Below are 18,107 nucleotides of genomic sequence, written 5' to 3' on the forward strand. Positions count from 1 at the left end.
TGGCGTTTAGCCACGTTCCCCTTCATATGAGTGTCACTCGCTATCGTTAGGTAAATATCCGAATGTTTTATTAATCATTCGGATATTGAGGATAAAATGGTAGGACTTAATCGTCGTCAATTTATCGCGGGTACGACCGCAGTCATCGGCACATCAATCGCGATGACCGGCAAAGCCCGGTCTGCCGATGCGGCTATCGAGATTTCAAGCACCTGGGGACCTGATAAGCCCTTCCAGAAGGTTGTCGACGCTTTCAACGCCAAGCAGCTCGGCATAACCGTCACCAACCGTTTCGACGGCGACTATGAAGCCGTGACCGCCAAAGCCGTCGCGAGCGTTGCCGCCGGTCGTCCGCCGGCCATGATGATCACCGGCTGGAAGTTCGGCTATTTCGCCAAGCGTACGCTCGGCGCCCGCGACCTGCGCGAAATCAATTCTGCAAAGGCCGAAGCAATCCTCGCCAATTTCCGTCCATCGGTCCTGCCGCTGGTCACCATCGACGGCGCAGTCATCGGCCTTCCTTGGGCGATGTCGACCCCGATCACCTACATCAACAGCGAGATGTGGAAGGCTGCCGGCCTCGATCCTAAGCTGCCGGAAACGCCGGATACGAAGTGGCTCTACGAGACCGCGCGCAAGCTCGATGCAGCGCTCAAGGGCAAGCACCCGACCTACCGCTCGCCGCTCTCGCTTTCCAACAATGAATGGACGAGCCAGTCCTTCATTCAGAATGCCGGCGGCTTTATCATCGATCCCGATGGCAAGCTGGCGCTCAACAGCCCCGAAGCTATCGCCGGCATGAGCGAATATTGCGCCCCGGCTCATGAAGGCCTCTGGCTGCCGGTCAGCGACAAGGAGCAGACGGCCGCATTCCAGTCCAGCGCTATTGCCATCTGCACGACCAGCTCGACCTCCGCCGTCACTTTCCCCTTCGGCGCGGCAAAGGCCATCACGACCAAGTTCCCCGGACTTGCGGGACATCCGCGCAAGATGAACAGCGGCGGCAATTTCCTGGCCGTCTACACGCGCAACAAGGAACAGGCCGAAGCCTCTCTTGCCTTCCTTGAATTCTGCGCTTCGAAGGAGGGCCAGGCGCTCTGGTCCGAGACCGGCTACCTCAACAACTCCAAGCACGATATTCCGCTGATCAACGAGTTCATGAAGCCGGCGGCGGCCCAGCTTTCCGATGGCCTGACCGCAGAGACGATCTGGCCCGGCAAGCGCGGCCTCGAAGGTCAGGCCGTATGGCGCAAGTGGGTTTCGCGGATGCTGCTCAAGGAAACGACGGTTGCAGGCGGTATAAAGGGTGCTCATGACGAGCTTGCCGGGCTGATTTCGGCATAGGCTGCGCATCATGCCATTTCGTCTTCGATCGCTGGCCCCCTACCTTTTCGTGGGGCCAGCCGTTCTTTCCGTTGCGATATTCCTGTATGGCCCGTTAATCGCCTCGATGCTGCTATCGGTGGTCGATTGGAATCTGCTGTCGGCAGACATCCGCTTCGTCGGCGTCGATAACTACACATCCATCTTCGACAATCCCGATTTCCGCATGGCTGCGTGGAATACGCTGCTTTATTGCGTCGTGCTCATCCCGGCCGAGATCGTCATTCCGCTCATCTTCGCCGTCATGCTGCATTCGGTGCGCAAGAATCCGCTACAAGGGCTCTATCGCGGCAGCCTGTTTCTGCCGACGATCGTCGCCTATTCGGTGGCGGGCGTCGCATGGTCCTGGCTCTTTAATCCGGTCAATGGCCTCTTCAACGAGGTGCTCGGCCATTTTGGCTTCCCGCCCTCTCGCTGGCATACCGATCCGAACCTTGCGCTGCTCTGCGTCAGCCTCGTCACCTTCTGGAAGACCTTCGGCCTCAATATGCTGCTTTGGCTGGCGGCACTTGCGAACCTGCCGCATCAATTGCGCGAGGCATCACAGCTCGACGGTGCGGGCTCGACGCGGCATTTCTTCGACATCAGCCTGCCGCTGATGACGCCGACCGCCTTCTTCATCAGCGTCACGACCTTCTTCCATGTGCTTGACGACATCGTCGGCGTCATCGACGTGCTGACCCATGGCGGACCTGCCGGCAGAAGCTCGAGCCTCCTCTATTTCCTGTGGCAGCAGGGCCTGCTGTTCTTCCAGTTCGGCCCGGCCAGCGCCGTTGCCGTCATCATCATCGTTCTCGTGCTCGCCATCACCTGGCTGCAGTTCCGCGTCAGCGAGAAGCGGGTGCACTACAGATGAGCGACATTGGCCATAGACTTCACAGATTGCTGCTTCACATCGTGCTCATGACAATCTGCATCGTCACCGTATTTCCGCTCGTCTGGATGGTGTCGGCCGCCTTCACGCCCAATGACATGATCATGGCCAAGGCCGTGCGCCTTTGGCCCGAAAACCCGACGCTGTCGAATTTCACGATTGCCGCAAGCCGGCATCCGATCTGGATGTGGCTGTGGAATTCCATGCTGACCGCAACGCTCATCACGGTCGGGAAGCTTGTTCTTGCGATCCCGGCGGGCTTTGCCTTTGGGCGGCTGGAGTTCAAGGGAAAGCAGGCGCTCTTCTGGTTCGTCATCGCCACCATGTCCTTTCCGAACGTGCTGGCGATCATTCCGACCTATATCGCGGTCGTGAAGCTGCAGGCGTTCAACACCTATGGCGCGATGATCATCCCATCGATCCCGTACATCGGCTTCTACGTCTTCTATATGCGCCAGGCGTTCCGTTCGCTTCCCGCTTCGATATTCGAGGCAGCGCGCATGGACGGAAGCGGCCTATGGCGGCAATTCTTCGAGATCGGAGTTCCGAATGTCATTCCTGCAATCGCGGCTCTTTCGGTGATTTCCTTCATGGGCGCCTGGAACATCTATCTCTGGGGCCAGCTCGTGCTGGATGACGCCTTCAAGAAGACGCTGACAACAGGCATTGCCGTCTTTGCCGATCTCGAAGGCGCCGAACGGGCGTGGGGGCCGCTGATGGCGACAAGCCTGTTGTCTGTCGTCCCCGTTCTCTTGATCTTCCTGCTGGCACAGCGTTTCATCGTCGACGCGCTTGCACCAGGTATTGACGATAGATAGGCAAAGCATGCCCCGCATAATCGTAATCGGATCGGTCAATCACGATCGTATTTGGCAGTTGGATGCCCCGCTGGTTCCGGGCGGGCGGATACAGTTTTCGTCCCGCACGACGCGGCTTGGCGGCGGTGCTTTCTACACCGGCCGGCAGCTGCTGGAGCTGGGAGCCGATGTCGCCATCGTCTCGCGGCTGATGCGCGATGAACAAGGGCAAGCGGCGCTCCAATCGCTCACCAAGGACGGCTTCGATACCGCGCACATCACGATGGCGCCCGGGGAGACGGCACCGCTCGAAATCTTCCTGGAGCCGAACGGAGAGCGGACGATCATCGCGCCTGCCGGACGATCGCAACCGCTGACGGCCGCTGGCAAGGTGTCAGGAGCCGGCGTCTACATCAATGCACTCGCCCTCGACGAAAGCCTCGTCGAACAAATCGGCGCACAGCCGCTCGTCCTCACGCAATTTCCGTTGCGGCCGGCAACGCCTCGCCCGTCGGACTACGTCATTTCCTCGCGCGACGATGTTCCGGACGACCTCGCTCTTGCCTGGCAACGCGCCGGCCAGATCGCTGGTTCGCGCCTGAAGATGCTCGTGCTCACCGACGGCACGCGCCCGATCACGCTGTTTGACGGCTCGCAGACCGTCGAGGTCGCACCGGCGGACCGGATCGATACGACAAACACGATCGGCGCCGGCGATCGCTTTGCAGGCTCTTTCCTTTTTGCCTTGCTGGAAGGAAAGGCGCCAGCCGCAGCCGCGCAGGACGCCAGCCGGATAACAGCGGATTGGCTACGCCGGCGCGGCGACTAAAGGTCTCGCACCGCCTCAGGAATCTCACTTTGGAAGACAAAACGTCGTAGACAATTCATTCGGATGATTATATTAATTATTCGAATGTTTCTGGCGAGCTCTCGCCGCTGTTAGACGACCCCCAAATGCCCGAGGAAAAGATGATGACTGAGGAGAAGACTGGCAATCCGGTCAGCGCATCCTATACCCATGCGCAGGCGCTTGAAATTCTTGCCGCCGGCCGGCCGGCAAACATCAAGGCGGTGGCCGAGAAGGTGCTCGACACGCTCGGCGAGGTGGACGTGCTCGTGAACCGCACCGGCCTTGCCATACTGCCGCTCGTCGATACCGTTCGCGGCACCGCATTCCATCTCGGCGAAGTTCTGGTGTCCGAAGCACATATCCGCGTGCCGGACCGCAGCGTTGAAGGCTATGGCGCAATCGTCGGCCGGGATCTTGAACATGCCATGGGAATGGCTGTTATCGATGCAGCGATCGCCGCCCGCCATCAGGCCGAGCTAATCCTTGAGCTCCTGAACAGCGAACGGCGCCATCAGGAGGAAGAAGACCGGCAGTTGCTGCAAAAAGTCGAAGCCACCCGCGTACAGATGGAGACATTCTGACCATGGCACACAATCTCCTGCCTACCCTGGACGACACCCGCACCAACGCCACGTTCGAGGAACTCATGTGGGCGCTAAGCCGCCCCGGAGAGCTGCGTGAACTGCCTGTCGAAGGCTTCTGGCCGCTCGCCGAAAGCCTGCTTGACCGCGAATGCAGCTTCCATGTGGCAGATGATCCATCCCTGGATCTGAAAATGGCCGCAACCGGGGCACGGCGGATGCCGCTTGCCGATGCGGATTATGTCTTTGCGGCCATCGGCTCCGCCGAGAGTGTCGAAGCCCTGTCGAGATTGCGCATCGGCAGCCTGCTTTATCCGGATGACGCGGCGACCCTGTTTGCTCCCGCGCACTTTGGTTCCGGGCAGCAACTGCGCCTCACCGGCCCCGGCATCAAGGACAGCGTGGCGATCTCTGTCGAAGGCATCGATCCCGCCTTCTGGCAGATGCGTGCCAAGGCAATCCGCTATCCGCTCGGCTGGGATCTCTATCTGGTTGACGGCAAGCGCCTGCTTGGCATCCCCCGTTCCACGAAAATCGAGGTGCTCTGATGGCCTATGTAGCAACCCGTGGTGGCGAATACGCCATCGACCAAGCCGAACGGCTTTTCCGTGCCGATCTCGGCCCGATCACGCACGAGCGTGTCGAAGCCGTTCGCACCGGCCTTCCCTATCTCATCGACCGGCTGATGGGGGAAGCATCGCTTTACGAGCCGGATCTCGCCGCCCTGGCGCTCGCCCAGGCCGGCGGCGATCTCTACGAGGCAATCCTGCTGCTGCGCGCCTATCGCACGACGCAGCCGCGCATCGCCGTTGCCGAATCTGTTGACCAACCGGATCTTCTGACGGTTCGACGCATTTCGGCCGCCTTCAAGGATATTCCCGGCGGCCAGATACTGGGGCCGACACTGGATTACTCCCACCGCCTGCTCCAGGTCGAGGTGCTCCAGGGCGAAGATTATGTGCCCGAACCGGTCATCCCGGCTGCCGAGCCGGCGCCGGCGACGCAACCATCGCTGACCAGCTGGCAGAAAGCACAGGGGCTCATTCCGGATCATCCGATTGAGGCGGTGCCGCCTGAGGAAATCCCCGATCTCACGCGTGAACCGCTGCTCTTTCCGGCGGCACGCGCCCACAAGCTCCAGAGCTTGGCCCGCGCCGATACCGGTGGCACGCTGGCACTCGGCTATGCAACGATGCGCGGCTATAGCGCCGTGCATCCGACCGTCAACGAGCTGCGTTTGGCCCATGCTCCGGTTCGCCTGCGCCATCCCTCCGGAACGATCTTCAGCGCGGGTCGCGTCCGCATCAGCCAGACGGAGGTCATTTCCAAGGCAAAAGAATTGCAATTGGGCTTTTCGGCGACCTTCGGCTGGAACGAGGTGAAGGTGATCGCGGCTGCAACGCTCGATCTTGCCTCCAGCCAGCCCGATCCGCATCCCGCCGCCAATGAAGAGTTCGTTCTTTATCACACCGAGCCCGTCGAAAGCTCCGGCTTCTGCATCCACTTCAAGCTTCCGCATTACGTGACGTTCCAATCGACCCTCGATGCGCTGCGCCGCGTCAAGACGGACAAGGACACTGCCGCAGCAAAGCCGGCCGTTGCCGAACAGCTTGTCCCGCAACAGGAGGAAGTCGCGCTATGAAACTTCAGGATTTGACCAAGCCCTGGATGGCCTTCAACTACGGCTTTCTCGATGAATCCGCCAAGCGCGAAATGCGCCGCCGCATTTTGAAGGCAATCGCCGTTCCCGGCTATCAGGTGCCCTATGCGAGCCGAGAAGTGCCGATTGCGCGCGGCTGGGGAACAGGCGGTTTGCAAGTGACACTGACGTTGCTCAAGCCCACGTCCGTCGTCAAAGTCATCGACCAGGGATCGGATGATTCCGTCAATGCCAGCAGCATCCGCAAATTCGTTGCTCGCGTCGGCGGTGCTGTTGAGACGGAAGACACGATGGCGGCAACCATCATCCAATCGCGCCACCGCATTCCGGAGGAAAAACTGCGAGAGGACCAGGTCCTGGTGCTGCAGGTTCCGAACCCCGAGCCGCTCCGCCCGGTGCAGCCAGATATGTCCGTCGCGCGTGAAATGCATGGCGATGCCGATTATGGGCAGCTGTGGCTCGTGCTCTACGAACAGCTCGTCAAATCGGGACGGATCATGCAGGGATCGAGCTATCCGAGCATGGTCAACGGGCGGCATGTCATGACACCGTCGCCCATTCCGCGCTGGGATGTGCCAAAGCTCAATCAGGCCGATCACCTGACGATCCTGTCGGCCGGCCGCGAGAAGCGCATCTTCGCCGTACCGCCTTATACCCGCGTCGAACCGCTCGTGTTCGACGATGTGCCCTACCGCGTCGAGGATCATCAGGACAAGACCTGCTACCGCAGCAACGTCACCGGTTTCTTCATGAATGAGCTGCCGCAGGAGGATGGCTCCTCACGATACGAACTGTCTGACAGCCATTTCGGCGTCAAGCACATCCGCAAGGCGGACGCAGAGGCAGTCGACATCGGCGAGACCTGGTACAATAACGGAAGGATGGACTGATGGCCGTGCGTGCTCCCACCCAAACGGCAGAGCTGACCCGCCAGCCACCGCGGCTGATGATGGCAGAGCCGATCCTGACCATGCGCGGCATTGCACGCAACTACGGCGACGTCACCGCTCTCGGTGGCGTCGATGTGACGGTCTATCCGGGCGAAGTCCTTGGTATTGTCGGCGAATCCGGTTCGGGCAAGTCGACGCTCCTTCGCATGATGAACCTCGAGGATACGCCGGATACCGGCACTTATAGTCTTGCGCTTCCCGGGCACGAGGGCCGCAACCTCTTCACGCTCGACCGCTTCGAGCGGCGCATGCTGCGCGCGCATCATATCGGCATCGTCTACCAGAACCCGCATCTCGGCCTGCTGATGAACCACACCAGCAGCGGCAACGTCGCCGAACGCTTGCTGATTGCCGGCAATCGCAATTTCGCCGAGCTGCGCGAACGCGCGCGCCAGTCTCTCGATGCCTCGGAATTTCCGATCGAGCGCATGGACGCCCGGCCGAACGAGCTTTCCGGCGGCATGCAGCAGCGGGTGCAGCTTGCCAAGGCAATCGCGCTCGAGCCCGCCGTCCTGCTGCTCGACGAGCCGACCACGGGTCTCGACGTCAGCGTTCAGGCGCTGGTGCTCGACACGCTGAAGCGGCTGCAGCGCGAGCGTTCCATCACGATGGTTCTGGTTTCGCACGATCTCGGCGTCATCCGCACGATGGCAGACCGGGTTATGGTCATGCGTCGCGGCAAGGTCGTGGAACAGGGTCTCGCCGACCAGATCTTCCAGGACCCGCAGCATGCCTACACGCAGCAGCTCGTTCACGCCAAGCTTTGAGGGAAACAAGAGAGATGAATATTCAGGTTTCCGCCCGGCCGAACGCGGCTCCGGTTTTGCGCGTGCAGGGCCTTGCGAAGCAATTCGAGATGCACCACCTCAAGCGCACGCTGTTTGCCTTCGAGAATATCGAGTTCGACCTGAATGCAGGCGAATTCATCCTGCTCAAGGGCGAGAACGGCGCGGGCAAGTCCACCCTGCTGCGCACGCTCTACCGCTCTTACCTGCCACGCGCGGGCCACATCTATTATCACACGCAGGAAGGTGTCATCGATCTGGCGACAGCAGCCGACGTCGACATCGCCGTACTGCGCCGCCGGGAAATCGGCTTCGTCACCCAGTTCCTCAACGCCCGTCCGCGCGTCGCGGCCGAAGAGATCGTGGCCGAACCGCTGAGGCTTGCGGGGACGTCGCATGCCGAAGCTCTCGCCGAAGCGCGGCGCTGGCTCGATGCCTTCGGCGTGAAGAAACAGCTCTGGTCGGCCTACCCTTCGACTTTCTCCGGCGGCGAGCAGCAGAAGGTCAATCTGGCCCGCGCGCTCATCCTGCCGCAGCGCCTTTTGCTGCTTGATGAACCGACGGCTTCGCTCGACTATTCGGCCCGCCGGGCACTCGTCGAGCGACTGGCGCAGCTCAAGACGTCCGGCGTTGCGATGATCGGTGTTTTTCATCATCCGGACGATGTAAAGGCATTGATCGACCGGGAATTGCATCTGGAAGCCATCAAGATCGAGGACGAGCAGGACGATGTGGCTGAGTAATTTTGAAATTGTATTGCAGGACCGCGTGATCGAGCGCGGAGCCATCAGAATTGAGAATGGGTTGATCGCAGATATCAGCGAGCGACCAGTCGAAGGGGCGGAAGTTGATGGCCACGGCCGGTTTCTGCTGCCCGGTTTCGTCGACATGCACGGCGACATGATCGAGAAATGCGTCGAGCCCCGCGTCAATGTTCGCATGCCGCTCGAACTCGGCGTCTACGACCTCGACAAGATGCTTGCCGCCAATGGCGTGACGACAGCCTATGCGGCGGTTGCCTTCACGCCCGCCACCTATGGCCATGTCCGCTCGATCGAGCATACCCATGCGATGATCGAAAAGCTCGCGTCGATGCGGGAAGAGCTTTTGATCGACCACCGTGTCCACGGCCGCTTCGAAGTGACCTTTCTGCCTGCGTTGAAAGAAGCGAAGACCCTGATTGACGCCGGTGCGCTCCATCTGATTTCGCTTATGGATCACACGCCGGGCCAGGGGCAATATCGCGATATCGAATTGCACATCGCCAACACGGCGAAGGCCAAGAAGATCAGCGAGACCCAGGCGGCCGAGATGGTCAAACAGCGCATGGCTGCCCGCGGTGAACACGGCGACAGCATGGACATCATCAACGGCCTGTCGGAATTGGCGCGCGAGCACGGCGTTGTGCTGGCCTCCCATGACGACGACACCGTCGAGAAGGCGGCGCTTCTGCACAGCCTCGGCGCTGCGATCAGCGAGTTTCCAATCAACATCGCAACGGCGACCGAAGCGAGGCGGCTGGGATTGGCAACGGCCATGGGCGCTCCGAATGCGCTGCGCGGCCTTTCCTATTCCGGCAATCTTTCCGCACGCGAGGCCTATGAGGCGGGTGTGCTGGATATTCTCGCGAGTGACTATCACCCATCGGCCATTCTGCCTGCAGTAGTTGCGCTTGCGGAAATCGGCAAGGGCGGCCTTCCCGCCTCGGCTGCATTGGCAAGCGCCAACCCGGCAAAGGCACTTGGCCTCACCGACCGCGGCCGCATCGCCGAGGGGCTACGCGCCGATCTCGTGATCGCAGAACGCGGCCGGGTGCCGCGCGTGCGCAGCACGATCCGCGGCGGCAAAATGGTTTGGTCCGACGGCACGATCAAGAGCTTTTAAGCCACCGACGCAGGGCCGGCTGGCGCACCGCGCCGGTCAGCAGAGTTGTTCGGCCGGCGGGTGGGAACGAACTTCCCTCCCGCCAATCTCCATGGCTCACATGGCCTTCTGCGGATGCGGCGAACCCTCGTAAGCGCCCCAGATCGACTGATCGAAATTGATCGTGGCGCCGGTCATCAGGCCGGACTCTTCGGACGACAGGAACGTGACCGCCCGCGCGACTTCGGCCGGATCGACCAGCCGACCGAACGGCTGCTCTGCCGCTGCCTTTGCCAGCCAATCTTCCGCGGCTCCATGATATTCGCGTTGAATACGATCTTCGCCGTCGCTCGACATCCAGCCGATATTGAGAGCGTTGACCCTGATCCGGTTTCTAAGCAGTGAAAAGGCCGTATTCCGGGTCAGCGTGTCGAGAGCGCCCTTGGAAGAACAATAGGCACTGATGAAAGGCTGACCGGCCATTGCCGACATCGAGGAGATGTTGACGATGGTGCCCTCGATGCCATTAGCGATCATGTTCTTGATCGCGTCCTGCATCAGGAAGAACGGGGCACGTACATTGACGGCGAACATCCGGTCGAACAGATCCGGCTCGGTATCGAGAATGGTGCCGCGATCGGTGATGGCAGCGACGTTGACGAGCGCATCGATGCGGCCGAACTTTTCGGCCGCTGTCGCGATGACCTTGCGGCAGTCCTCGACCTCACCGAGATCGGCGCTGACGAAGGCGACCGGGATTCCATAGCGATCACCAATCTCCCGCGCCTTGGCCTCGCCCTTGGCGGTGCTGCGGCCGCAGATCGTCAGGCCGGCAGCGCCACGTTCGGCAAAGAGCCGGGCGACTTCCGCGCCCAGCCCCTGCGTGCCGCCGGTGACGACGGCAAATTTTCCATCCAGTCGGCTCATCGGATTCTCATGCCTCCCTGCGTGCGGCATGGGCGGCAATGAGCTCGGCAAACCGCGCCGCATCTATTCCAGCATCGATCGCCTCGGCCATGATCCGGGCTTGAGTTTTGGGCGCAAGGCCCCCGACCGGCGGATCGCTATCGAGATTGGTCGGAAAGGCATAGCCCTCTGCCGACGACGCGATGACATTGGCGGCCTCCGCGCGACTTATCGTGCCGGTATCGAGGGCCGCGACAAGAGCCGGATAGACCGTGATCGACATGCGGCTGCGGTTGACGCTCTCCATCGCCCGCCCAAAGGCTGACGACACCTGCAAGAGGTTCGCCATGCGGTAGATGTCTTTCGAGACATTGTTGCCGGCGCCGTGCATGACCGCCGGATTGAAGAAGACGGCGTCGCCCTTCTTCAGCGCCAATTGCACATGATGCTCGGCGAAATAGGCTTGGAACTCCGGCCGACCGAAGGCGATATAGCCTTCGAAGAAGGTCTGCGAATAGGGCTGGAACAGCGTCGGCCCGCTTTCGAGCGGCATATCGCAATGCGCGACCGCACCCTGCAGCGTCAGCAGCGGCGACACGGCATGGATATGGCCGGGATAGGCCTGCATCTGCTGCGGCGACATGAAGCCGAGGTGATAATCGCGATGCGGCTTCTGCGCGGTGCCGCCTGGATTAACCCGGTTCATCTGCGCGGTCATCTGATAGCCGACACCGAGCCAGGCTTCCGACACCAGGGCGACGGCGGTCGAGGCATAATAGCTAGCAAAATTCTCCGGATCCGCCAGGCAGTGTTTCTCGAGCGCATTCCAGATGCGGTCATTGGCGCCGGGCTTGGCAAAGTGATCGCCGGCACCCTTGCCCTTTTCCTTTTCCTCGCAGACGATGGCTTCAAACACGCTGGTTGCGCGATCGACAACTGCCGTATCCGGCATGGCGTTCTTGATGACGATAATACCAGGACCTGACGTAAAGGCCTCGACCCACTCCGCCATCAGCGCGCGGCGATCCTCTTCATTTTCGGCGGCGGCGCGAACCTTGTTGCCATCATAGATGAGGATGTTTTTCTCGATGCCTGCCGCCAAGGGCCAATCACCCGGATTGGCGGTCTTTTCGATCAATGACTTGAAGGTGTCGAAATTGCCGCAATCGGCCGAAAGCCAAACCTTCTGGCTGCGCCGGCTGGCGAGAGTCTGAGTGTCCATGGTGATCTCCTCCCAAAGTGATATTGGACTTATGGGATTGATCCTAGTCTCGGTGGGATTTATGAGGAAGATATAAAACCCCTCAAAAACACCTCAGAAAGAGCAGTCTTGAAATCGCGCTTTCCGCTGAAGGACATTGCCCTGCAAGCCGGTCTCAGTCTCGCGACCGTCGATCGGGTGATGCATGAGCGCGACGGCGTTCGCGCTGTGACCCGCGCGCGCGTCGCGGCCGCGATTGCCGAACTGGAGCGGCAATATGTGCAATCAGGCTTGGCCGGCCGACGCCTTGTGATCGATGTCGTCATGGATACGCCGCAACGCTTCTCCGCCGCCGTCCGCGAAGCCTTTGAAGCCGAATTGCCCGGCATGCGACCAGCGTCATTCTCGGCACGATTTCATGTGGCCGAGACAATGAGCGAGGCTGAGCTTTTATCCATCCTGCGCGCCATACGCCGGCGCGGCAGCCATGGCGTCGTGCTCAAAGCCGCCTCCACGCCGGCCATTGCTGATTTTGCCGCGCAGCTCATAGCGACAAAAATCCCCGTGGTTACGCTGGTGACCGATCTGCCGATAAGTTCCCGCATCGGCTATGTCGGGATGGATAACCGCGTGGCGGGAGCGACGGCCGCCTATCTGCTCGGCCGCATGGTCGGGGAGCGGGCTGGCAAGGTGCTGGTGACGCTGTCGAGCAGCCTCTTTGCCGGCGAAGACGAACGTGAGCGCGGATTTCGCGATGTTCTTGCGGAACGCTTCCCCCATCTTTCGGCCGTCCGAATTTCGGAGGGCTACGGTGTCGACCGCACGACGGAACTGCTTGTCCGCGATGCCCTTGAGCGTGAGCCGGATATCCGCGCCGTTTATTCGGCCGGCGGTGGCAATCGCGCCATATTGAAAGCCTTTGCCGAAGCCCGGCGCGAGTGCGTAGTCTTTGCGGCGCATGATCTTGACCAGGACAATATCAGGCTGCTCGCGGCCGGCGACATCACCTTCGTCATTCACCACGATCTGCGTCATGACGCCCGCAGCGCCTGTCAGCTCATGCTCGCCTATCACCGGATGCTGCCGGCCGATTTTCAGGTGGCGCCGTCGCGGGTTGCTATCGCAACGCCTTTCGAACTGCCGCATTGATCGAAAATTGCAGGCGTGCCCAGAAAGAGAAGGCGCGCCGGAAACCGGCTATTCGATCGCCGTGATCTCCAGCTCTTCCTTGCCAAGGATCAAGACATCGCCAACCGTCTTTCCCATCAGCAATCTTGCAACGGGTGAGACGTAGGAAATCGATCCCTCCTTGGGGTCGGCCTCGTCCTCTCCGACGATACGATATTTCTGCACGCGGCCATCCTCGCGGCTGTAAGTCACCGTGCTTCCAAAAGCGACGACCTCAAACGAGGCCGGCGCCGGCATGACGTCGGCGGTGCGGACCCTTTCCGCGAAATAGCGTGCATCGCGCAATGGAATTGCCGTCTGCCGCCGGCGTTCGTTGATGTCCTCGATTGCGCTCGCTGCTTCGTAGGCTTTGCGTGCGTCCTGAAGCTGCAGTTCCAGGGCCTTCAGGCCCGCCTCGGTCACACGGTTCGGATGCGGAGAAATCGGCCGGTCGGGCAGCACGGTTTCCGCGGCCGTTTCAGCGCTTTCTTCCTTCATGAACGCAGTGCTCAATTTCAAACTCCATTCCTATCGGCAATCAGCCGTACACTATAGACCAGATGACAAGCCGGGAGAAATGCAAAGGGGCCGATCATCGCAACCCCACAAATATGTTCCCCGAGGCCTTCTTGGCATTCCGAACGCCATTGCGTAGCATTGCACGAAGCTGCAACACGTCCTGCGGGCAATTCTGGCCCGTGCCAAAGCTACGATGAAGGGTCGCCATGCGCCGTCTGGACCAGGAGATGTTTCGCTCCCTCTCTCTCCTCGGCATGGTTCTGGGCCTGATCTTTTTCGCGGCCTCGCTCACTCCCAGCCTGATGCCCCGCTCCTATCTCGTGCAGGGCATGCTTTCCGGTATCAGCGCCGGGGTCGGCTACATGATAGGCACGGCGCTGACCTGGCTCTGGATCTATTTGCAGCTGCCGGTTCCCAAGCGGTCACCAAGACTGGCGCGCTGGTTGATCGGCATTGCCTGCCTGCTTCTTTGTCTGGCAGCGCTTTGGCATGCAACGTTCTGGCAGAATTCGATCCGCATTTTGTGGAAGATGCCGCCGATCGCTACCGCCGACCCCTATTGGCTTGCGGCCGTGGCAGCAGTGACCTTTCTCATCGCGCTCATTGTCGGGCGCCTTTTTCGCATCGCGAGCCTGCTGTTTTCGCAATGGCTGGCGCGCGTGGTGCCGAGCCGGCTTTCAAAGGTGATCGGCGCTTTGCTTGCCGTCGCATTGTTCTGGTCGATCGGTCAGGGCATATTGCTGCGGCTCGCACTCGACGCCGCCGATGCTTCATTCAAGCAGGCGGACGCGCTGATCGAAGACGACCAGCCCATGCCGCAGGCAGACATGAAGACCGGCAGCTCCGCCTCCCTGGTCGCATGGCAAGGACTGGGGCGCCAAGGCCGGTATTTCGTGACGTCCGGCCCCGGCGCCGGCAACATCTCAGGCTTCTGGAATGCACCGGCAAAGCAACCGCTGCGCATCTATGTCGGCTTGAACAATGCCGAAACCAGCAAGGAGCGCGCAGCCCTTGCTTTAAAGGAGATGATCCGGCAAGGCGCCTTCGATCGCTCCATGCTGGTCGTGATCGTGCCGACCGGAACGGGCTGGATAGACCCGGCCGCTATGGACACGCTCGAATATCTGCAGCATGGCGATGTTGCCAGCGTCGCTGTGCAATATTCCTATCTGACCAGTTGGATGTCGCTGCTGTTCGAGCCAGAACAGGGCGAGGAAGCCGCAGTCGACCTATTCGACACTGTCTACGACTACTGGTCGAAACTGCCGCGAGACAAGCGGCCAAAACTCTATCTGCATGGCTTGAGTCTTGGCGCGATGAACTCGCAGCTATCCTTGGATATCTACAATATTATCGGCGATCCGGTGAACGGCGCACTCTGGAGCGGCCCTCCCTTCCGCAGCACCAGATGGAAAGCAGCAACTGCGGCGCGAAGCCCCGGCACGCCGGAATGGCTGCCGAGATTTCGCGATGGTTCCGTGATCCGCTTTGCAAACCAGGAGCACGCGCCGGACCAGTTCGCCGCTCCCTGGGGGCCGCTCCGGGTGATCTATCTGCAATATGCGAGCGACCCGGTGGTGTTCTTCGATGCCGCTTCCGCCTTTCGCGAGCCGGATTGGATGAAAGCGCCTCGCGGGCCTGATGTCTCGCCTGAATTCACCTGGATACCGGTCGTCACCATGCTCCAGCTGCTCTTCGATATGATGATAGCAACGACATCGCCGATCGGCTACGGGCACATCTATGCGCCGCAGCACTATATCGATTGCTGGGTATCGCTGACCGATGCGCAAATCTCCCCGGAGGATCTCACGCGCCTGAAATCGCTCTTCGCCGCCCGCTTCGGGATGGCGAACTAGTGCCTGAACAGGCGGACATGGGCGACGGCACGGCTGCGATCACGCCGCGCCTGGAAATTCCGCAAGTGAGACATGGGCAGTCTTCAGCTCCGACGGATGACCGGATCGCGGATTATTGATCGTCGGTGACCGTTCGTCGCACCTCGGCAAGCTGCCGGCCGGAACCCAACATGATTATTGCAACGATCTCTAAATCGATTAATCTTCAAGCCAGTGAACAACGGCGGATACAAAGTTTCCATGTTGCGGGAACTTTGCAGCGGCACCCAACTTCAGAGAGATCGATGGTCAGCCTCGGTGTTTTGACGACTTATATATTGGTGGTGCTTGGCCTGATGGTCATTCCAGGGCCTGCGACGTTGCTCACACTCGCCAGAGCGGTCAGCGGCGGCAAGCGCGTAGGACTGGCAACCGGCGCCGGAATCGCCGCCGGCGATCTTTTCCATACGATGATGGCGACCTTCGGATTGTCGGCATTGCTGGCCACATCCGCGCTGGCCTTCGAGATCGTCAAATATGCCGGCGTCATCTATCTGATCTATCTGGGTTTCAAAGCTTTTGTCGAGAAAAGCGGCAGCATCGATCTGCCGACTGCGCAGGCTATCACCCCGATGCGGGCGTTCCGACAGGGTTTCTTCACCGAGATCCTCAACCCGAAGACGGCGCTTTTCTACCTGGCCTTCCTGCCGCAGTTCATCCATCCGGAAAGCGGATCCGTCATTGCGCAATTCGCGCTTCTGGGAGCCATCTTCGTGACCCTCAGCATCGGCGTGACCTCGCTTCTGGCGGTCGGTGCAGGCTCGATCGGAGGCTGGCTGCGCCGCAATCGCACAATCGGCCGATGGCAGGGAAAGGTCATCGGCACGATCTATATGGCATTGGGCCTGAGGCTTGCATTACAGCAGCAGTGACCCGCCTTTACGGCGACAAAGGGAAAATCAAACCGGCGGCCGTTTGACGACGCAGAGATTCATCTCGGAGCGGATGCGAAAGCCCATCGCTTCATAGAGCGCAACGGCCGGCGCGTTCGTGATGTAGGCATGCAGATAAGCTCTTTCGCCCCGAGCCGCGATCTCACCCGCCACGAAACGGAAGAGCAAGCCGCCGAGGCCGCGCCCCTGAAAATCAGGATGAGTGCAGAGGCCGCTAAGCTCGGCAAACCCCGTCTGGCGCATGCGCTGGCCTGCCATGGCAACGAGGCGCCCCTCGATTTTCACACCCCAGAAGGAGCCGAGGCTCTGCGCGCGCAGCGTGAAGGGGCCAGGCTTGGTGAGTGTGGCAAGCGCCAGCATATCGGCGGCATCGGCCTCCGTCAGCGGCTCGATCCGGCGATCCGAGATACGATCGGAAGGGCGCTCCGCCATCATTTGCACGAGCCTGGCATCGGAAAGGGTCACCAACCCCTTGGGAACGATGATTGGTTCGGCTTCGACGATCGCCATGACTTCATCTCCCGAAGGCAGCTTTGCCAGGGCTTCGAGACTTTCGACCGAATTGTCCGCAGACGCCGCAAAGGGCACGATGGAAGGCGGATAGCGGCGTGCAAGCGGGCCACCCTCAGCCAGTGAGGCGTGGGCGGTTTCAAGGGCACTCCAGATCGGGCGGTCGAGAATGTGGCTCATCATTGCTGCTCCTTGCCGAGGTTGCCGCGTCGCTTGAGCGGAGCTTGGGCTAACCCATCCTCGATTGCGGCCAGCTGTTGCAATATCGGCCCGGAAAGGTCGCCGCAGAGCTCGCGAACCGCCTGCTCTATGCGCGGCCAGACGGATTTTTTCGAATAATCAATAAGTTCCTGTCCCTTGGAAGTCAGCGAGATCAGACGGCGACGCTGGTCTTCGGTCGAGGCCTGCATGTCGACATAGCCCAACTCCAGAAGCTGTGAGACGGTGCGCGTCGCGCCCGGCTGGGTGATACCGACAGCCTGGGCAAGTTCGCCGATCGTCAGCGGACCAGCGCGATCGATGGCCGCGAGAAACGGATACTGGGCAGACTGCAAAGAGACGTCCAACTCCTCCATGATCTGCTGCGTATCGGCCTGCAGACGCTCGCCGATACGGCGAAATCGGCTGCCGAGACAGAGGAAACCCATCGCCCTCACAATATCCTCAGTCAAATTGAACCCCTCATTCTCAAATTATATAAGTGGTTATATAATACGTTATGCGACTATGATCAAGCGCCGTCGCTCGTTTGGAGGATGCGAATATACAATCTCAATGATTGCATTTGCCAAACGGCCCCGGCTTTCGCCGATCGCTGCCATCCAAAGGCGAACTAACGCTAAGGTCGTATACTGTTTGAATCTGGAACGCGGACAGGGCCGCATCGAGCAGAAGCACTACTGATCTATTCCTCCGCAGAAGAGCCGAGCGCTACGATGTTTCCGATTTTTCCGCGCGACCGGAACTGCTCAAGAAGAACTCAAACTACTGAAATAATTTCAGAATATTTATCGCCTTGCGGGCAATTCAACCTTCCATGAAATTAAGCTCATACGAATATTATTTCTTTAGAATTTTACATATTAACTGAATACTAATAAACACCTTAACTTTCCGAGTCATATTAGCTAACCATTACGCAAGCGGAGGTAATGGTTGTGCAAGATATTGGTACAGACTCTCAAAGATATTCAGGAAGAGCTTACTCAATCAAGAATGGCGTCCAAAAATCCAGCTCCAGCGGGTCGGACGCCGCCAGTGCGCATCCTGT

19 protein-coding genes are annotated in these 18,107 nt (G+C 60.1%); 14 read left to right on the forward strand and 5 right to left on the reverse strand.

Translation table 11 applies throughout. The features are described from left to right. The first annotated feature begins 96 nt into the window (after nucleotides 1-96). From ABOK31_RS21095 to ABOK31_RS21145, 11 genes are all read left to right on the forward strand, one after another. Nucleotides 97-1,344: an extracellular solute-binding protein gene (locus ABOK31_RS21095; RefSeq protein WP_349960542.1), complete on the forward strand. Its 1,248-nt coding sequence runs from the start codon at nucleotides 97-99 to the stop codon at nucleotides 1,342-1,344. A gap of 10 nt (nucleotides 1,345-1,354) precedes the next feature. Next, nucleotides 1,355-2,239: a sugar ABC transporter permease gene (locus ABOK31_RS21100; RefSeq protein WP_349960545.1), complete on the forward strand. Its 885-nt coding sequence runs from the start codon at nucleotides 1,355-1,357 to the stop codon at nucleotides 2,237-2,239. Next, on the forward strand, nucleotides 2,236-3,075 hold the full coding sequence (locus ABOK31_RS21105) for a carbohydrate ABC transporter permease (protein WP_349960548.1): 840 nt from the start codon (nucleotides 2,236-2,238) through the stop codon (nucleotides 3,073-3,075). Before ABOK31_RS21100 ends, ABOK31_RS21105 begins: the two co-directional genes overlap by 4 nt. A 7-nt stretch (nucleotides 3,076-3,082) precedes the next feature. Then, nucleotides 3,083-3,883 carry a PfkB family carbohydrate kinase gene (locus ABOK31_RS21110; protein WP_349960551.1) on the forward strand — a complete coding sequence of 267 codons (801 nt, stop codon included), beginning with the start codon at nucleotides 3,083-3,085 and terminating at the stop codon, nucleotides 3,881-3,883. Between the two features lie 143 nt (nucleotides 3,884-4,026). Then, nucleotides 4,027-4,485 carry a phosphonate C-P lyase system protein PhnG gene (locus ABOK31_RS21115; RefSeq protein ID WP_350019294.1) on the forward strand — a complete coding sequence of 153 codons (459 nt, stop codon included), beginning with the start codon at nucleotides 4,027-4,029 and terminating at the stop codon, nucleotides 4,483-4,485. A 2-nt stretch (nucleotides 4,486-4,487) separates the two neighbouring features. Further along, a complete protein-coding gene (phnH, locus tag ABOK31_RS21120; RefSeq protein ID WP_349960556.1) occupies nucleotides 4,488-5,033 on the forward strand; it encodes a phosphonate C-P lyase system protein PhnH in 546 nt (181 codons plus the stop codon). Then, nucleotides 5,033-6,127, forward strand: coding sequence for a carbon-phosphorus lyase complex subunit PhnI (locus tag ABOK31_RS21125; protein WP_349960559.1), 1,095 nt, complete (start codon nucleotides 5,033-5,035; stop codon nucleotides 6,125-6,127). Before phnH ends, ABOK31_RS21125 begins: the two co-directional genes overlap by 1 nt. Then, nucleotides 6,124-7,035, forward strand: coding sequence for an alpha-D-ribose 1-methylphosphonate 5-phosphate C-P-lyase PhnJ (locus tag ABOK31_RS21130; protein ID WP_349960562.1), 912 nt, complete (start codon nucleotides 6,124-6,126; stop codon nucleotides 7,033-7,035). The genes ABOK31_RS21125 and ABOK31_RS21130 overlap by 4 nt, the downstream gene beginning before the upstream one ends. Further along, nucleotides 7,035-7,862 carry an ATP-binding cassette domain-containing protein gene (locus tag ABOK31_RS21135; protein ID WP_349960565.1) on the forward strand — a complete coding sequence of 276 codons (828 nt, stop codon included), beginning with the start codon at nucleotides 7,035-7,037 and terminating at the stop codon, nucleotides 7,860-7,862. Before ABOK31_RS21130 ends, ABOK31_RS21135 begins: the two co-directional genes overlap by 1 nt. 14 nt (nucleotides 7,863-7,876) lie before the next feature. After that, on the forward strand, nucleotides 7,877-8,623 hold the full coding sequence (locus tag ABOK31_RS21140; RefSeq protein WP_349960568.1) for an ATP-binding cassette domain-containing protein: 747 nt from the start codon (nucleotides 7,877-7,879) through the stop codon (nucleotides 8,621-8,623). Further along, on the forward strand, nucleotides 8,610-9,764 hold the full coding sequence (locus tag ABOK31_RS21145; protein ID WP_349960569.1) for an alpha-D-ribose 1-methylphosphonate 5-triphosphate diphosphatase: 1,155 nt from the start codon (nucleotides 8,610-8,612) through the stop codon (nucleotides 9,762-9,764). The genes ABOK31_RS21140 and ABOK31_RS21145 overlap by 14 nt, the downstream gene beginning before the upstream one ends. 96 nt (nucleotides 9,765-9,860) lie before the next feature. Here the strand turns inward: ABOK31_RS21145 and ABOK31_RS21150 are convergent, their stop codons facing one another. Next, the gene (locus ABOK31_RS21150; RefSeq protein WP_349960571.1) at nucleotides 9,861-10,670 is read right to left on the reverse strand and encodes an SDR family oxidoreductase; all 810 of its coding nucleotides are present in this window, start codon (nucleotides 10,668-10,670) and stop codon (nucleotides 9,861-9,863) included. Nucleotides 10,671-10,677: 7 nt separating this feature from the next. After that, nucleotides 10,678-11,871 (reverse strand): phytanoyl-CoA dioxygenase family protein, encoded by a 1,194-nt coding sequence (locus ABOK31_RS21155; RefSeq protein ID WP_349960573.1) that lies wholly within the window; start codon nucleotides 11,869-11,871, stop codon nucleotides 10,678-10,680. A gap of 108 nt (nucleotides 11,872-11,979) precedes the next feature. On the opposite strand from ABOK31_RS21155, the gene ABOK31_RS21160 reads away from it, so the two are divergent. Then, nucleotides 11,980-12,999: a substrate-binding domain-containing protein gene (locus ABOK31_RS21160; RefSeq protein ID WP_349960575.1), complete on the forward strand. Its 1,020-nt coding sequence runs from the start codon at nucleotides 11,980-11,982 to the stop codon at nucleotides 12,997-12,999. A 48-nt stretch (nucleotides 13,000-13,047) separates the two neighbouring features. On the opposite strand, the gene greA is transcribed toward ABOK31_RS21160, so the two are convergent. Then, on the reverse strand, nucleotides 13,048-13,530 hold the full coding sequence (greA, locus tag ABOK31_RS21165) for a transcription elongation factor GreA (RefSeq protein ID WP_174181301.1): 483 nt from the start codon (nucleotides 13,528-13,530) through the stop codon (nucleotides 13,048-13,050). A 212-nt stretch (nucleotides 13,531-13,742) separates the two neighbouring features. Between greA and ABOK31_RS21170 the strand changes: the two genes are divergently transcribed. Together ABOK31_RS21170 and ABOK31_RS21175 are read left to right on the forward strand one after the other, a co-directional pair. Next, nucleotides 13,743-15,395, forward strand: coding sequence for an alpha/beta-hydrolase family protein (locus ABOK31_RS21170; protein ID WP_349960578.1), 1,653 nt, complete (start codon nucleotides 13,743-13,745; stop codon nucleotides 15,393-15,395). Nucleotides 15,396-15,679: 284 nt separating this feature from the next. Then, complete coding sequence (locus tag ABOK31_RS21175; RefSeq protein WP_349960580.1) at nucleotides 15,680-16,306, forward strand: LysE family translocator; 627 nt, start codon at nucleotides 15,680-15,682, stop codon at nucleotides 16,304-16,306. Nucleotides 16,307-16,333: 27 nt separating this feature from the next. Here the strand turns inward: ABOK31_RS21175 and ABOK31_RS21180 are convergent, their stop codons facing one another. Beyond that, the gene (locus tag ABOK31_RS21180) at nucleotides 16,334-17,017 is read right to left on the reverse strand and encodes a GNAT family N-acetyltransferase (protein WP_349961246.1); all 684 of its coding nucleotides are present in this window, start codon (nucleotides 17,015-17,017) and stop codon (nucleotides 16,334-16,336) included. Continuing rightward, on the reverse strand, nucleotides 17,017-17,508 hold the full coding sequence (locus ABOK31_RS21185) for a MarR family transcriptional regulator (RefSeq protein ID WP_349960583.1): 492 nt from the start codon (nucleotides 17,506-17,508) through the stop codon (nucleotides 17,017-17,019). Before ABOK31_RS21185 ends, ABOK31_RS21180 begins: the two co-directional genes overlap by 1 nt. Nucleotides 17,509-18,107 lie beyond the last annotated feature (599 nt).

This window comes from Rhizobium sp. ZPR4 (assembly GCF_040215725.1).
In the GTDB taxonomy this organism is placed as follows: Bacteria; Pseudomonadota; Alphaproteobacteria; order Rhizobiales; family Rhizobiaceae; genus Rhizobium; species Rhizobium rhizogenes_D.

Excerpts from the sequence above, each read along its gene's own strand:
- ABOK31_RS21095 (WP_349960542.1), top strand. The coding sequence starts at position 97 with ATGGTAGGACTTAATCGTCGTCAATTTATCGCGGGTACGACCGCAGTC.
- ABOK31_RS21100 (WP_349960545.1), top strand. The coding sequence starts at position 1,355 with ATGCCATTTCGTCTTCGATCGCTGGCCCCCTACCTTTTCGTGGGGCCA.
- ABOK31_RS21105 (WP_349960548.1), top strand. The coding sequence starts at position 2,236 with ATGAGCGACATTGGCCATAGACTTCACAGATTGCTGCTTCACATCGTG.
- ABOK31_RS21110 (WP_349960551.1), top strand. The coding sequence starts at position 3,083 with ATGCCCCGCATAATCGTAATCGGATCGGTCAATCACGATCGTATTTGG.
- ABOK31_RS21115 (WP_350019294.1), top strand. The coding sequence starts at position 4,027 with ATGACTGAGGAGAAGACTGGCAATCCGGTCAGCGCATCCTATACCCAT.
- phnH (WP_349960556.1), top strand. The coding sequence starts at position 4,488 with ATGGCACACAATCTCCTGCCTACCCTGGACGACACCCGCACCAACGCC.
- ABOK31_RS21125 (WP_349960559.1), top strand. The coding sequence starts at position 5,033 with ATGGCCTATGTAGCAACCCGTGGTGGCGAATACGCCATCGACCAAGCC.
- ABOK31_RS21130 (WP_349960562.1), top strand. The coding sequence starts at position 6,124 with ATGAAACTTCAGGATTTGACCAAGCCCTGGATGGCCTTCAACTACGGC.
- ABOK31_RS21135 (WP_349960565.1), top strand. The coding sequence starts at position 7,035 with ATGGCCGTGCGTGCTCCCACCCAAACGGCAGAGCTGACCCGCCAGCCA.
- ABOK31_RS21140 (WP_349960568.1), top strand. The coding sequence starts at position 7,877 with ATGAATATTCAGGTTTCCGCCCGGCCGAACGCGGCTCCGGTTTTGCGC.
- ABOK31_RS21145 (WP_349960569.1), top strand. The coding sequence starts at position 8,610 with ATGTGGCTGAGTAATTTTGAAATTGTATTGCAGGACCGCGTGATCGAG.
- ABOK31_RS21150 (WP_349960571.1), bottom strand. The coding sequence starts at position 10,670 with ATGAGCCGACTGGATGGAAAATTTGCCGTCGTCACCGGCGGCACGCAG.
- ABOK31_RS21155 (WP_349960573.1), bottom strand. The coding sequence starts at position 11,871 with ATGGACACTCAGACTCTCGCCAGCCGGCGCAGCCAGAAGGTTTGGCTT.
- ABOK31_RS21170 (WP_349960578.1), top strand. The coding sequence starts at position 13,743 with ATGCGCCGTCTGGACCAGGAGATGTTTCGCTCCCTCTCTCTCCTCGGC.
- ABOK31_RS21175 (WP_349960580.1), top strand. The coding sequence starts at position 15,680 with ATGGTCAGCCTCGGTGTTTTGACGACTTATATATTGGTGGTGCTTGGC.
- ABOK31_RS21180 (WP_349961246.1), bottom strand. The coding sequence starts at position 17,017 with ATGAGCCACATTCTCGACCGCCCGATCTGGAGTGCCCTTGAAACCGCC.